The organism is Microvirga sp. P4_G7 (genome assembly GCF_056401005.1).
This window is the reverse complement of the sequence record NZ_JBFUKD010000034.1, coordinates 1-13,761: the sequence shown is the minus strand read 5'-3', so window position 1 is coordinate 13,761 and position 13,761 is coordinate 1. Positions and strand designations below refer to the sequence as shown.

The following is a 13,761-nucleotide window of genomic DNA, read 5'->3' as shown; positions in this document are numbered from 1 at the left end:
TCGTCGAGCTTTTTCTTCAAAGCGGCGGCGTGACCGAGCTTGTCCTTCTCGGACTTCCAGCGGGCGGTGATGGCCTGAGACCGTTCTTCGAGATCCGCGAGCTCCTTTTCGAGACGCGAGAGGCGATCCTTCGACGCGCTGTCGTTTTCTTTCTTCAACGCCTCCGCCTCGATCTTGAGACGCACGATCTCGCGGTCGAGGGAATCGAGTTCCTCGGGTTTGGAATCGACCTGCATGCGCAGGCGCGACGCCGCCTCGTCGACGAGGTCGATCGCCTTGTCGGGCAGGAAGCGGTCGGTGATATACCGGTTGGACAAGGTCGCGGCGGCCACGAGCGCGCTGTCGGTGATGCGCACGCCGTGATGCTGCTCGTACTTCTCCTTGATACCGCGCAGGATCGACACCGTGTCTTCGACTGACGGCTCGTCGACGAAGATCGGCTGGAACCGGCGTGCGAGTGCAGCGTCCTTTTCCACGTGCTTGCGGTATTCATCGAGCGTGGTCGCGCCGACGCAGTGCAATTCACCGCGCGCAAGCGCAGGCTTCAGGAGATTGGACGCATCCATGGCGCCGTCGGCTTTCCCAGCACCGACGAGGGTGTGCATTTCGTCGATGAAGAGAATGATGYCGCCATCGGCCGATGTCACTTCGCTCAAAACGGCTTTCAGCCGCTCCTCGAACTCGCCGCGATATTTCGCGCCGGCGATGAGCGMGCCCATGTCGAGCGCGAGCAGTTGCTTGTCCTTGAGGCTCTCGGGCACGTCGCCATTGACGATGCGCAAGGCAAGGCCTTCGACGACGGCGGTCTTGCCGACGCCCGGTTCGCCGATGAGCACGGGATTGTTCTTGGTGCGGCGTGACAGCACCTGGATGGTGCGGCGGATTTCCTCGTCGCGGCCGATCACCGGGTCGAGCTTGCCTTCGCGCGCCGCTTCCGTGAGGTCGCGCGCATATTTCTTCAACGCGTCGTAGGCGTTCTCAGCCGTCGCATTGTCAGCGGTGCGGCCCTTGCGCAGCGCGTTGATCGCGGCGTTCAGGCCCTGCGGCGTGACGCCGGCCTCTGCGAGGATCTTGCCCGCATCGGTGTCTTTTTCGACCGCCAGTGCGAGCAACATGCGTTCGACCGTCACATAGGAATCGCCCGCCTTCTCGGCTGTTTTCTCGGCGGTGTCGAAAAAGCGCATCAGATCGCGCGTCGCCTGCGGTTGCGCGGCGCCGCCAGATACTTTCGGTTGCTTGGCGAGCCATTGCTCGACGGCGGCAAGCGCCTCACGCGAGCGTCCGCCGGCGCGGTCGATCAAGCCCGCACACAGCCCCTCGGGATCGTCGAGCAGCACTTTCAGGACATGGCCCGGCGCAAATTGCGGATGGCCCTCGCGCATGGCGAGATTCTGCGCCGCCTGAACGAAGCCCCGCGCGCGCTCGGTATATTTCTCAAAATTCATCGCTCACCCCTTCCGACGTTCGCCCGTCCTGCCTGAGGCCCGGGCAAACCGTGTGATCTCGGACCCTCGTCGAGGCATCCGCTGTCCCTAAACTGGTGTGACCAAAGCGCCACAACAAGGGGCATGGGCGTCGGGAACCGCGGCTTTTTCCGGGCATTGACCCTAGCAATCCTGAGGAGGCTCCCATGGGCGACAAGAAACGCGACGACAGGAGTGGCGATCCGCGGTCGGAAGCCGAAAAAGCGCGCGCCGATCTCGCGCGCAACGCGGCGATGGGTGCTGCGGTCCCGGAAAGCCCGCTCGAGCGAGGCCCGTCCGTGACGCCCAAGACCTTCGGCGAGACGACCGAAAAGGCCCGCAAAGCGGCCGAAGACCAGGGTGTCGCCGCCGGCGGCAAGGCGCCGCCGCGCGAGGGCGACGACGAGGATGTGCTTTCGCGAGGGCAGGAATAGAGCGGTCGCGGCAGAGCCCCTCTTTCAGCGCATTTACTCCGCTGCGTGACAAGGTGTAACAACCCCTTGGAGCCAAAGCTTGGCTCCGGGGCGTAAGAACCCCGTCAACAGCGGCCGGCATCGGCCGCAACGATGCCTTCCCAGCCGTTACGGTCGGGGAGGCGCTGTCGCATGTCCAGGGCGAAAGTCTAAAGGGCAGCGCGGTCGTCTGTTGACGGCTTCTTACCTCCCCGACCACCAGCGGCGCTGGTGGTCGCTTCAGGAGGAGGGAAGACGACAAATGGACCAGCCGTACAGTTTCGCCGCGGATTGGCTTTCCAAATTTCACGCCGCCTCGGATCCAATCCAAGCACTTTGGATCGTCACGATCGCGGTGACGATACTCGGGGTGTCGAGGGTCGTGATGCGCGGGTTGGTCGCGATGGCGGGGATAAGACGACGCGCGACTGAGCAAGAGCCATCTATCGACAGAGGACATGATCGCCCTCTCGGCAGTTGGCGGGATTCACGACTCCCGGATGCGCAACCCGTGATCTTGGAACTTGATCAACGCCCCCATCTCTTGGACGATCGTGAGGACGAAAGGCGGCGGTGAGCGTCGGTGAGCCATAGAAGGCGGATTTCGCTTTAGTCAGTCATGCTCTAATCCTGCTCCATGAGCATTCGCATCGCCTCTCTCTACCGCTACCCGGTCAAGGGCCTCTCGCCGGAGCGCTTGGCCCGCACGAGCCTTGCCGCCGGGCATTACTTCCCCGGTGACCGCCTGTACGCCATCGAGAACGGTCCATCCGGTTTCGATCCGGCAAAGCCCGAGCACCAGCCGAAGATCAAGTTCCTGATGCTGATGCGGAACGAGAGTCTGGCGCGGCTCAAGACCCGTTATCTGGACGATTCGTCGACGCTCGTGATCGAAAAGGACGGCCAGGATGCCGTCAGAGGCGACCTTTCCACGAACGATGGCCGACGCACGATCGAGACATTCTTCGCAAGCTACATGCCGGATGAGCTGCGCGGGACACCGAAGGTACTGACCGGCCCTGCCGGGTTCCGGTTCACCGATTCGCGCCGCGGGTTCGTTTCGCTGATCAATCTGGCGAGCGTGCGCGCGCTCCAGGATGTCGTCGGCGCGCCGGTCGATCCACTCCGCTTCCGAGGCAACCTCCATCTCGACGGTCTGGATCCTTGGACCGAGTTCGATCTTGTCGGGCAGATCCTGACTTCACCGTCAGGTCTGCGCCTGAAAGTCACCAAACGGATCGAGCGCTGCGCCGCGACCAATGTCGATCCGACGACGGGACTGCGTGATCTCACCATCCCCAAAACCCTGATGCAGACCTATGGCCACTTCGATTGTGGCGTCTACGCGGAGATCCTGTCGGGGGGAGATCTCGTCGAGGGCGAGACCTTTGTGCCGGAGCAGGGAACGCTACCGCTCTCGTGAACACCGGACGACAAAAAAGGGAGAGCGTCAGCCCTCCCTTGAATTCATTTCTCGAAACCTGGCGGATCCGGCTTATTCGGCCGCCGGCTCGACGCCTTCCGGGGAAAGATCGGCACCGCTTTCCGGGCGGCCTTCCTCGAAATCCTTGCGGACCCGACGACGACGGCGCGGACGCGCTTCGTCTTCACCGTTGAGGGCCAGGCTTTCCTGGACCGGCACCGGCTTTTCGTCGCTCTCGACCGTGATCGGCGCACGAACCGGATTGGTCAGGAACGCAGGCAGGCTGCCCGCGTCGGAGACATCAGAATCCTCGGGACGGCGACGCTCGCGGCGGAACTCCCCACGCTCGGCACGATCCTGACGCTCGGGACGATCTTGACGCTCCGGGCGATCCTGACGCTCCGGGCGATCTTGACGCTCCGGACGATCCTGGCGGGGCTGGTCGTCGCGATTGAAATCCTGACGCGGTGCCCGATCGCGCTGAAAGCGGTCACGTCGCTCGGGACGATCCTGACGCTCGGGACGGTCGCCGCGATCCTGGCGCTCGGGACGATCTTGGCGCTCGGGACGATCCTGGCGCTCAGGACGATCCTGGCGTTCGGGACGATCCTGGCGTTCGCCACGATCTTGGCGCTCGTTCCGATCGAAACGTGGCTGGCGTTCGTTGCGGTCGAACCGCTCGCCTTCGGCCCGCTGGTCGTAGGGTTGCGGCTGCGACGCCGGGTCGGAATCGTCGGGTCCGAAGCCGGAACGGTCGCCGCCCTCTTCGTCGCCCTCGTCATCGAAGCGGCCCTGATAGCCGTATTGCTCGCGCAATTGCTCCTGAGCCGCAGCGATGATGCGATAATAATGCTCGGCGTGCTGGAGATAGTTCTCCGCCGCCACCGGGTCGCCGCTCGACTGCGCATCACGCGCGAGCTGGCTGTATTTCTCGGCGATATGCTGAGCCGTGCCGCGGATTTTTACATCCGGGCCGTTCGACTCGTAGCTCCGCGTCAAGGGATTTGGCCCCTTGCTGTTGTTGTTGCGGTTACGGCCGCGCATGCGCCTGTTCTGTCCTGGTCTCATCTTTGGTCTATGACCCTCGCTGGTTCTTCGAGCCCGCGCGATTCCAAGCCTGTCCTCGGCGGACGGGCGAGTGCCCACCGTCCGCGTGGCTAGCCGTCTGTCGTTCAGCTCCGACATTCATCGTGAATGCCTGGCCGTCCTTCAGTGTCGGGTTCAAGTGATCGCGCCTGGCCGTTCAAAAGCCCCTGCCTGCGCGATTGATATCGTTTGGTCTCCGGCGTGCGTCCTAAGTTAGGTTTTCGCCGATTTGTTTTGACCGAGGACGATCTCTAAGCCCGAATCTAGCGGGTTCCGCCCGGTCCAACAAGCGATTTTTCTGCTTTTGCTCTCTTAATGGATGACAGCTTATCCCTCGTGATCATGTCCGTTTCAGGGCGACGCAGCGGGGATTGCCGGCGAGATCATGGACCAACTCGAGAATTTCAAGGGCACGCCCCGTGGCCAAGCTTCTCAAGGCATCGCCTTGATCGTACCCGATTTCGAGAATCAGCAGCCCTTGCGGGACGAGCAGCCGCTCCGCCTCACCGAGAAGGATCCGATAGGCATCGAGACCGTCCTCGCCCCCATCGAGAGCAAGGCGCGGATCATGCTGGCGCACGTCTGGGGCGAGCCCCCCGATCACGGACGAGGCGATGTAGGGAGGGTTGGAGACGATCACGTCGAAGGATCCCCGGATGGACGAGCCCCAATCGGAAGCGACGAACATCGCCCGCTCACCCACATTGTTGCGCGCCGCGTTGCGTTTTGCCGATCGCAAGGCTGCGAACGACCGGTCGACGCCGACGCCCCTCGCCTGCGGCCATTCATGAAGCAGCGCCACGAGAAGAATGCCCGATCCGGTCCCGAAATCGATCAGCCTATGCGGGGCGGCTCGATCCGGCACGAGACGCAGGGCCGTCTCGACAACGGTCTCCGTATCCGGCCGCGGCACGAGCGTCTCGGGCGAAAGCGCGAAGGGCAGTCCCCAGAACTCCCGCTCGCCGAGAATTCGCGCCACGGGCTCATGGGTAAGGCGGCGCGCTGCGAACAACGATAGCCTCTCGGCCTCCTCCGGTGACAAGACGAGATCCGGTCGAAGGGTCAGTTCCGTCGCGGAAATGCCGAGCGCACCCAGCAGCAGCAGCCGGGCGTCGAGACCCGAGGCTTCGAAGCCCGCCGATGAAAGGCGCAGGCGAAGGTCCCGCAGGGCCTCAGCGCGCGTCACGAAGGCTGCCTTGCTCGTAGCGCCGCAGGCGTTCCTGAAGCGTCCCAGTGTGCAATTCGAAGAGGTGGTTGTCGTCGTCGTAGAAATAAAGCGAGTGTCCTTCGCCCTCGATGCGCGGACGTGATTCGCGGGCCTGAAGACCCATTGCCGCGATCCGTTCGCGGCCTTCGAAGATCGTCTCGATGATCGCGCTCATGCGGTCGAGATCGCGGGTGATCAGGGTGATGTGGCTGAGGCCCTCGATCACGCAGCGTCCTGGTCCGCGAGTTGCGCGGCCTGATGCTCCGTGACGAGTGCGTCGATGAGTTCATCGAGTGCGTTGCCGTTCATGATCTCTTCGATCTTGTAGAGCGTGAGATTGATCCGGTGATCGGTGACCCGCCCTTGCGGGAAATTGTACGTGCGAATGCGTTCCGAACGATCGCCCGAGCCGACCTGCGACTTTCGATCGGCGGCGCGGACGGCATCCTTTGCGGTGCGTTCGGCGTCGTAGAGGCGCGCCCGAAGGAGAGCCATGGCGCGCGCTCTGTTCTTGTGCTGCGAGCGCTCGTCCTGCACGAAAACCACCATGCCGGTCGGCATATGGGTGATCCGGATCGCCGATTCGGTCTTGTTGACGTGCTGGCCGCCCGCCCCTTGCGCCCGCATGGTGTCGATCTTCAGATCCGCGTCGTTGATCACGATGTCGACGTCTTCGGCTTCGGGCAACACGGCGACGGTTGCAGCCGAGGTGTGGATCCGTCCCTGCGTCTCGGTGTCCGGAACCCGCTGGACCCGATGGACCCCGCTCTCGAACTTCAGGCGCGCGAACACACCGCGCCCTTTGATCTCCGCTGAAATTTCCTTGTATCCGCCGGCCGTGCCCTCGCTCTCGGACAGAATCTCGACCTTCCAGCCCTTCAATTCGGCATAGCGCGCATACATGCGGAAGAGATCGCCCGCGAACAGCGCCGCTTCATCGCCACCGGTGCCTGCGCGGACTTCCAGGATAGCGCTCTTCTCGTCCGCCTCGTCCTTGGGCAGAAGCATGATGCGCAGGTCCTGCGCCGCCTTCTCGACCCCCGTGCGCGCCTGCGGCAGTTCGTCTTCGGCGAGCGAGCGCATCTCTGCATCGGTTGCGGGATCGTCGATCAGCGCCTGCAGACCCTGCAGATTCTCCTCCATCGCGTTGTAGGTGCGGATCGCCTCGACGACACCGTCGAGCTCCGACAATTCCCGGGACAGGGCGACGAAGGTTTCCGGGTCGGGCCCGGCATTGAGCGTCGCCATGATGATGTCATGGCGCGCCAGAATGGCGTTGAGGCGGTCGGCAGGGGGCGCAAACGTCATCGGATCGGAATACCGTGGCTTTCGGCGAAACGCGTGAGCTGCGGCCGCAGGCTTTCGCCGTTTCYGGTCCGCTCCAGTTCCTCATTCAGGAAAGAACCGACCAGACCGGCATCGAGTTCGAGCAACATCGCCTTGACCGGCCCGATAGAGGCCGGAGACATGGACAGGGCGTGGAAGCCGAGGCCGATCAGGGCCATGGCTTCGAGCGGACGGCCGCCGATTTCGCCGCAGACCGTCGCGGTGCAGCCCGAGCGCCGCGCCTCGTCGGACACCAAACGCAGGGCCCGCAACATCGGTGCGCTCAAGGGATCGAACCGGTTCGCCACGAGGCGGTTCTCACGGTCGATGGCGAAGAGGAACTGCATCAAGTCGTTGGAGCCGATCGAGATGAAATCGGCCTCGGCGCAGATCTCGCGGAGCTGGAACAGCAGCGAGGGCACCTCCAACATGGCGCCCAGTTGGAGATCCGACGGCAGGATGTGACCGTGCCGGCTCAAATGTGTCTTCTCGCGCGCGACGATTTCCTTCGCCCGCACGAATTCGTCACAGGTCGCGATCATCGGGAACATGATCTTCAGCGGCCGCCCCGCCGCCGCTTTCAAGAGCGCCCGCAATTGGACCCGCAGGAGACCCGGACGATCGAGCCCGATGCGGATCGCCCGCCAGCCGAGAGCAGGATTTTCCTCCTCGATCGACTGCATGTAGGGCAGGATCTTGTCGCCACCGATATCGAGGGTGCGGAAGGTGATCGGCAGATCTCCGGCTTCCGCGAAAGCGGCGCTATAGAGCGCGTGCTGTTCGCCTGCCGTCGGCATCCGTTCCGCCACCATGAATTGCAGCTCGGTTCGAAACAAGCCGACGCCTTCGGCTCCCGTTTCCGACAAATGCGGCAGATCCACGAGAAGACCCGCATTGAGCTGGAGCTTGACGTTAACGCCGTCCTTGGTCACCGAGGGCACGTCTCGCAACTTGCGGTACTGCTCCTGCCGCCGCGCCCGCAACCGGGCCTTTTCGGCGTAGGCGGCTTCCACATCGGAGGTCGGTCGGATCTGCACGTCACCCATGGCGCCGTCGACGATGATCGCGTCGCCCGGATCGGCAAGCGAGGTCGCATTCGCCACCTCGCCGACCGCCGGTATGCCGAGTGCCCTCGCGACGATGGCGATATGGCTCGTCGGCCCGCCTTCCTCCAACACGAGCCCTCGCAGGCGCGAACGGTCGTAGTCGAGCAGGGCCGCCGGCCCCATGGAGCGCGCCACCAGAATGGCGTTGTCGGGCAGCGATGTGCGCGCCGCCACCATATCCTTGCCGACCAGCATGTGGAGAAGGCGGTTGGCGAGATCGTCGAGATCGTGGAGGCGCTCGCGCAGATACGGATCGGTCTGCCGCAGCATGCGGGCGCGATTGTCCGATTGAACGCGTTCGACTGCGGCCTCGGCCGTGAGGCCCGACGTCACCGCCTCGCGCATCCGCCTGAGCCAACCCTGATCGTGGGCGAACATGCGGAAGGTTTCGAGCACCTCGCGATGCTCGCCGTGGTGGGCGACGTCGCCCCGTTCGATCAGCTCGTCGATGGAAACCCGGACCGCCGCGATGGCCTCTTCGAGGCGGGAGAGTTCGGCCTCCGCGTTCTCGGCGATCAGGTTCTTGACCACCACCCGGGGCTCGTGGAGCACCACATGGCCGAGGCCGACGCCGTCCGACAGAGAAACGCCGCGCTGGCTCACAGCCCGGCGCAGGGCGCTGCCGGTCTCGATGGGCGCGAGCGCCTGCAATTCGCCGGTGGCGACCAGCTCGGCCAGGACCATTGCCGTAATTTCGAGCGCCTCGATCTCCTCCTCGAGGTAGAGCCGGTGGGTCCGGTTCTGGACGACGAGGACGCCGAGGGTATTGCCGGCGCGCAGCAGCGGCACGCCGAGGAAACCGTGATAAATCTCTTCGCCGGTCTCGGGCTTGTAGGAAAAGGCGGGGTGGCTCTGGGCGTCCGAGAGCGCCAGGGGCTCCGCCGTCGAGGCGATGAGGCCGACGAGGCCCTCTCCCGAGCGCATGGTGGTGAGGTGGACGGCTTCCCGGTTCAGACCCTCGGTGGCGAACAGCTCCAGAACGCCATCGCCGCGCAGCACATAGACGGAGCAGACCTCCGCGACCATGTTGGCGGCGATCAGGACGACGATCTTGTCGAGGCGGTCCTGAGCACCGACCGGCTCCGCCATGATCTCGCGGAGTCGGCGCAACAGGAGGCGCGGACCGCCGGGAGCGCTTGGCATGAGCTTACGTGTTCCCGTCCTCAGGATGCCGACGGGCGGGCCCGACGGTCTCGATGCAGTGTCTCAGCCTGATAGACTGGCCGTCAATCAGGCTTGGTCAAGGCCGTATAGCGAGTGGAGCGTACGCACCGCAAGCTCCGTATAGGCCGAGTCGATCAGAACGGAGAACTTAATCTCGGACGTCGTAATCGCCCGGATGTTGATGCCCTTGTCCGCCAAAGCCTTGAAGGCCTTGGCCGCAACGCCGGCGTGGCTGCGCATGCCGACCCCGATCGCGGAGACCTTCACGACGTCCGTGGCGCCCTGGAGGTTCTTGAATTCGATCTCGGCCTTGTGGTCGTTGAGGACCGCGCAGGCCCGCTCGTAATCAGCCGCCGGGACCGTGAACGTGATGTCCGTCGTGGTGGTGTCGTCCGAGACCACCTGGATGATCATGTCCACGTTGATGTTGGCGTCGGCGAGCGGCACGAAGATCGATGCGGCGATGCCGGGCTTGTCGGCCACATTCCGCAGGGTGATCTGGGCTTCGTCGCGGGAATAGGCGATGCCGGTGACGACCTGCTGTTCCATGATGTCTTCCTCGTCGCAGATGAGGGTGCCGAGTTTCGGGTCGGCGGGATCGTCGAAGCTGGAGCGCACATAGGTCGGCACCCGGTGCATCATGGCGAGCTCGACCGAGCGCACCTGCAGCACCTTGGCGCCGAGCGAGGCCATTTCCAGCATTTCTTCGTAGGAAACTTTGTCCAGGCGCTTGGCCTTGGGGACGATGCGCGGATCGGTCGTGTAGACCCCGTCGACGTCCGTATAGATGTCGCAGCGTTCGGCCTGGATGGCGGCGGCGAGCGCCACGGCGCTCGTGTCGGAGCCTCCGCGCCCGAGGGTCGTCACCCGTTGGGTCGGCTGGTGCATGCCCTGGAAGCCGGAGACGACCGCGACCTCGCGAGCCTCGTTGAAACCCTTGAGGATCCCGGTGCCGTCGATGGCGGCGATACGGGCGGAGCCGTGGGCCTCCGAGGTCAGAATCGGAATTTGCCAACCCTGCCAGGACCGAGCCCTCAGCCCCATCTCCTGCAGGGCGATGGCGAGGAGACCGGAGGTGATCTGCTCGCCCGAGGCGACCACCACGTCGTATTCCTTCGAATCGTAGAAGGTGGAGGCGTCCTTGACCCAGCCGACGAGCTCATTCGTCTTGCCCGACATGGCCGAGACCACCACGGCGACGTCATAGCCGGCCTCGACCTCGCGTTTCACATGCCGCGCCACATTGCGAATGCGGTCAACCGTGGCGACGGACGTACCGCCGAACTTCATGACGAGACGGGGCATGAGTGAAGATGGCCGTTCAGAGAGGACAATCGACGAGGGGCAATGGACCTCTCGCCAAGGCATGATCAGGAAGAGCCGGAATCGGTTTCGCGTCCAATCGGGCTCTCTCTTGTCGAGAGGGAGTACGATCGTCTGGCCGAACCGTTTCCACTTCGGCGCAACATGCACTAAGCGAAAAGGCGCGTATACATGACGGCGGGACCGCGCGCTGTCAACGCACGGTTTGCGCATCCCTTACCATGGGGAAGCCAAGAGGAAGATGGGGAGATGCCATGACGACGATCGACGCGGATGAAGTCGCCCGGTTCGACACGATCGCCGAGACCTGGTGGGACCCAAAGGGCCCCATGAAGGTGCTGCATCGGTTCAATCCCGTGCGCCTGGCCTATATCCGCGACGAGGCCTGCCGGCGCTTCGACCGCGATCCGCGATCGGCCCGCTCGCTCGAAGGATTGACCATTCTCGAYGTCGGGTGCGGCGGCGGGGTCCTGTCGGAGCCCCTCGCCCGCCTCGGCGCGACGGTCACTGGGCTCGATCCGGCACCGACCAACATCGCTGTCGCCAAGCGTCACGCGGAACGGGCAGCCATCCCGGTCGATTATCGCAATGAGACGGTCGAATCGGTGGTCGCCAACGCAGAGACCTTCGACATCGTGCTCGCCATGGAGGTGGTGGAGCACGTGGCGGACGTCGAGGCCTTCGTCACCGCCTGCGGCAAGGCCGTCAAGCCGGGCGGGGTCTTTGCCATGGCGACCCTCAACCGGACCTTGCGTTCGTTCGCACTCGCCATCGTAGGAGCCGAGTATCTGCTGCGCTGGTTGCCCAAGGGCACGCATGACTGGGACCGGTTCGTGACGCCGGACGAATTGTCCAATGCCATCGAGACGGCCGGCCTCACGGTCACGGATCGGCAGGGCGTCACCTACAACCCGTTGACCGGCACCTRGTCGCTGTCGCCCGACATGGCCGTCAACTACATGCTGCTCGCCGCCCGCACCTGAGCTTTCGGCGCTGCGAAGCGCAAGACCGCGAAGCCGGCGAGAGCCGACAGGAACGACCCGGCGAGAACGCCGACCTTCGTCGAGCTGGTCATCTCGGGCATGTCGGGGAAGGCCAGCGCACCGATGAACAGGCTCATGGTGAACCCGATCCCGCAGAGGAGCGAGACGCCGTAGCATTGCGATCGGGAAGCTCCCGCGGGAAGCGCGGCGAGTTTCCACCGAACGGCCAGCATCGAGAAGCCGAACACGCCGATCTGTTTGCCCAGGAACAGACCCACCGCGACGCCGAGCGGCACCGGCCCCGAAAAGGCGTCGGCCGAGAGGGATTTGAACGACAGCCCGGCATTGGCGAAACCGAAGATCGGAATGACGACGAAGGCGATCCATGGCTGCAGGGCATGTTCGAGCCGGTAGAGGGGCGAACCCGCGGCGCTTGCGTTCTCGCCCGTCGGTCCGAGCGGAATGGTCAGCGCGAGGGCGACGCCGGCGAGCGTCGCATGAATGCCGGATTTCAGCATGAAGAACCACAGCAACGCGCCGATGGCGAGGTAGGGCGAAAGGACCGTGATGCCGACTCGGTTCAACAGCAGAAGCACCACAAGACACGCGGCCGCCGCCGCAAGCATGGGGAACGACAATTCGGCGGAGTAGAAAATCGCGATGATCAGAATGGCGCCGAGATCGTCGAGAATGGCGAGCGCAGTCAAAAAGACCTTGAGCGATGTGGGAACGCGCGATCTGAGCAACGCAAGAACGCCGAGCGCAAAGGCGATGTCCGTGGCCGCAGGAATGGCCCAGCCTTGCCGGGCAACAGGATCGGCCCACGTGAACCCGATGTAGATCAACGCCGGAACGACCATGCCGCCTAGAGCCGCAATTCCCGGAAGCGCCCGCTGCGACCAGCGTGCGAGCTGACCGTCGAGAAATTCCCGTTTGATCTCGAGCCCGACGAGCAGAAAGAACAGGGCCATGAGCCCGTCATTGATCCAGTGCAGGACGCTCAATCCGAAGACGTATGCGTGCAAGGCTCCGAAATAGGCTCCCGCGGCAGGCGAATTGGCGATGAGCAGTGCGAGAACGGTGACGCCCATGAGGACGATGCCGCCAGCCGCCTCGCTCTTGAGGAAGGCATGGGCAATCGTAATCTGTCGCGAAATCGCCATGCGCACCTGCCTGTGATTGAACCTATCCGGTCTTAAGTCACCCGAGCGTGGCGGGATAGAGTCGATCGCCGACGGCGTGTCGTGAGAATGGTCTCCAACGTCACGGGACGGAAGTCCCAGACATCGACACCGACATCGTATTGCCGCGTCAACGGGCTGAGCCTGCCGTGGGAATGGCCGTGCAGGTCGATCCAGCCCTTGCTGTTGTTTTTCCAGGTACGGAAGGCGTAGTGGCAAAGCACCAGATCCTTCCCCTCCTCGTGCAGTTCCGCGTAGGCCTGCACGCTCGCCCACCCGTCAGCCCGGACTGTGTCCGGTCCGTCGTTGTTGCCGGTGATGAGATGTTTGCGACCGGGCAGATCGGCGAGCAATTGCGCGATGCGGTCAGCGGTCACATGAAGCGCGAAATCGCCGAGATGCCAAACGATGTCGTCAGGCGAAACGATCTCGTTCCAACGTGCGACCAGCGCCGCATCGTGTTCGGCGATGGTCTCGAAGGGACGCTTGTCCTTGCTCAGGACGCGGGGATCGCCGAAATGCGTGTCGCTGGTGAAAAAGACGGCCAAGTTCCGATCCCCGTTCTCGCCCGAACGAGATGGAGCGGAAGCGCGCCGAGAAAAGCTGCGATCAGTTTCTGTCGTCTGGGATGACCGGTAGCGGCAGCACGTCGATGCCCTCGTCCAGCAAGGCGCGGGCCTCCGCGAGATCGGCCTCGCCATAGATCGAACGCTGATCGGCCTCGCCGTAATGCATCTTGCGCGCCTCTTCGACGAAACCGGCGCCGACATTTTCGGCGTTCTGCATCACCTGCTCGCGCATGGCGCGCAACATGGCCCGGACTTCCCGGTCTTTGTCCGTGAGGGCCGCCAGCGGCTGGGGCGGGAGAGACGAAGGTGCTGCGGGCTCTTGATCGCTGCGAGCGACKGAGGGCGCCATGATCTGCTTCTCGACCTTGGCGGAGTTGCAGAAAGGGCACGTGACGAAACCACGCGCGCGCTGCGCTTCATACGCATCGCTCGACGGGAACCAGCTTTCAAAATCGTGGGCCTGGTCGCAGGCCAGGGC

At 64.0% G+C, this 13,761-nt stretch carries 13 protein-coding genes; 3 read left to right on the top strand and 10 right to left on the bottom strand.

Going from position 1 to position 13,761, the window contains the following annotated elements; all coding sequences use genetic code 11:
• On the bottom strand, positions 1–1,445 hold a 1,445-nt coding region (locus tag AC1DT3_RS03795), incomplete at its 3' end, for a Clp protease N-terminal domain-containing protein (protein WP_477463913.1).
• Between the two features lie 185 nt (positions 1,446–1,630).
• On the opposite strand from AC1DT3_RS03795, the gene AC1DT3_RS03790 reads away from it, so the two are divergent.
• Entirely contained in the window at positions 1,631–1,897 is a 267-nt protein-coding gene (locus tag AC1DT3_RS03790) for a hypothetical protein (RefSeq protein WP_477463912.1), read from the top strand.
• A gap of 655 nt (positions 1,898–2,552) precedes the next feature.
• Positions 2,553–3,338 (top strand): MOSC domain-containing protein, encoded by a 786-nt coding sequence (locus AC1DT3_RS03785; RefSeq protein ID WP_477463911.1) that lies wholly within the window; start codon positions 2,553–2,555, stop codon positions 3,336–3,338.
• Between the two features lie 72 nt (positions 3,339–3,410).
• Here AC1DT3_RS03785 and AC1DT3_RS03780 read toward each other — a convergent pair whose 3' ends face one another.
• The 6 genes from AC1DT3_RS03780 to AC1DT3_RS03755 all read right to left on the bottom strand — a co-directional run bounded on the left by AC1DT3_RS03780 (position 3,411) and on the right by AC1DT3_RS03755 (position 10,532).
• Positions 3,411–4,382 (bottom strand): DUF4167 domain-containing protein, encoded by a 972-nt coding sequence (locus tag AC1DT3_RS03780; protein WP_477463910.1) that lies wholly within the window; start codon positions 4,380–4,382, stop codon positions 3,411–3,413.
• Between the two features lie 382 nt (positions 4,383–4,764).
• Positions 4,765–5,610, bottom strand: a complete 846-nt coding sequence (gene prmC / locus AC1DT3_RS03775; RefSeq protein ID WP_477463909.1) for a peptide chain release factor N(5)-glutamine methyltransferase — start codon at positions 5,608–5,610, stop codon at positions 4,765–4,767.
• Positions 5,597–5,857, bottom strand: a complete 261-nt coding sequence (locus tag AC1DT3_RS03770) for a VOC family protein (protein ID WP_477463908.1) — start codon at positions 5,855–5,857, stop codon at positions 5,597–5,599. The genes prmC and AC1DT3_RS03770 overlap by 14 nt, the downstream gene beginning before the upstream one ends.
• On the bottom strand, positions 5,854–6,939 hold the full coding sequence (prfA, locus tag AC1DT3_RS03765) for a peptide chain release factor 1 (protein ID WP_477463907.1): 1,086 nt from the start codon (positions 6,937–6,939) through the stop codon (positions 5,854–5,856). Before prfA ends, AC1DT3_RS03770 begins: the two co-directional genes overlap by 4 nt.
• Complete coding sequence (gene ptsP / locus AC1DT3_RS03760) at positions 6,936–9,206, bottom strand: phosphoenolpyruvate--protein phosphotransferase (RefSeq protein ID WP_477463906.1); 2,271 nt, start codon at positions 9,204–9,206, stop codon at positions 6,936–6,938. The genes prfA and ptsP overlap by 4 nt, the downstream gene beginning before the upstream one ends.
• An 87-nt stretch (positions 9,207–9,293) precedes the next feature.
• Complete coding sequence (locus AC1DT3_RS03755; protein ID WP_477463905.1) at positions 9,294–10,532, bottom strand: aspartate kinase; 1,239 nt, start codon at positions 10,530–10,532, stop codon at positions 9,294–9,296.
• A gap of 272 nt (positions 10,533–10,804) precedes the next feature.
• Here AC1DT3_RS03755 and ubiG point away from each other — a divergent pair, with 272 nt between their 5' ends.
• Positions 10,805–11,533 (top strand): bifunctional 2-polyprenyl-6-hydroxyphenol methylase/3-demethylubiquinol 3-O-methyltransferase UbiG, encoded by a 729-nt coding sequence (gene ubiG / locus AC1DT3_RS03750; protein ID WP_477463904.1) that lies wholly within the window; start codon positions 10,805–10,807, stop codon positions 11,531–11,533.
• Here the strand turns inward: ubiG and nhaA are convergent.
• The 3 genes from nhaA to AC1DT3_RS03735 form a co-directional block, all read right to left on the bottom strand.
• Complete coding sequence (gene nhaA, locus AC1DT3_RS03745) at positions 11,506–12,696, bottom strand: Na+/H+ antiporter NhaA (RefSeq protein WP_477463903.1); 1,191 nt, start codon at positions 12,694–12,696, stop codon at positions 11,506–11,508. The genes ubiG and nhaA overlap by 28 nt on opposite strands.
• A gap of 32 nt (positions 12,697–12,728) precedes the next feature.
• Positions 12,729–13,262: a metallophosphoesterase family protein gene (locus AC1DT3_RS03740; RefSeq protein ID WP_477463902.1), complete on the bottom strand. Its 534-nt coding sequence runs from the start codon at positions 13,260–13,262 to the stop codon at positions 12,729–12,731.
• A 61-nt stretch (positions 13,263–13,323) separates the two neighbouring features.
• The coding region (locus tag AC1DT3_RS03735; RefSeq protein WP_477463901.1) for a DUF1178 family protein at positions 13,324–13,761 on the bottom strand (438 nt) is incomplete at its 5' end.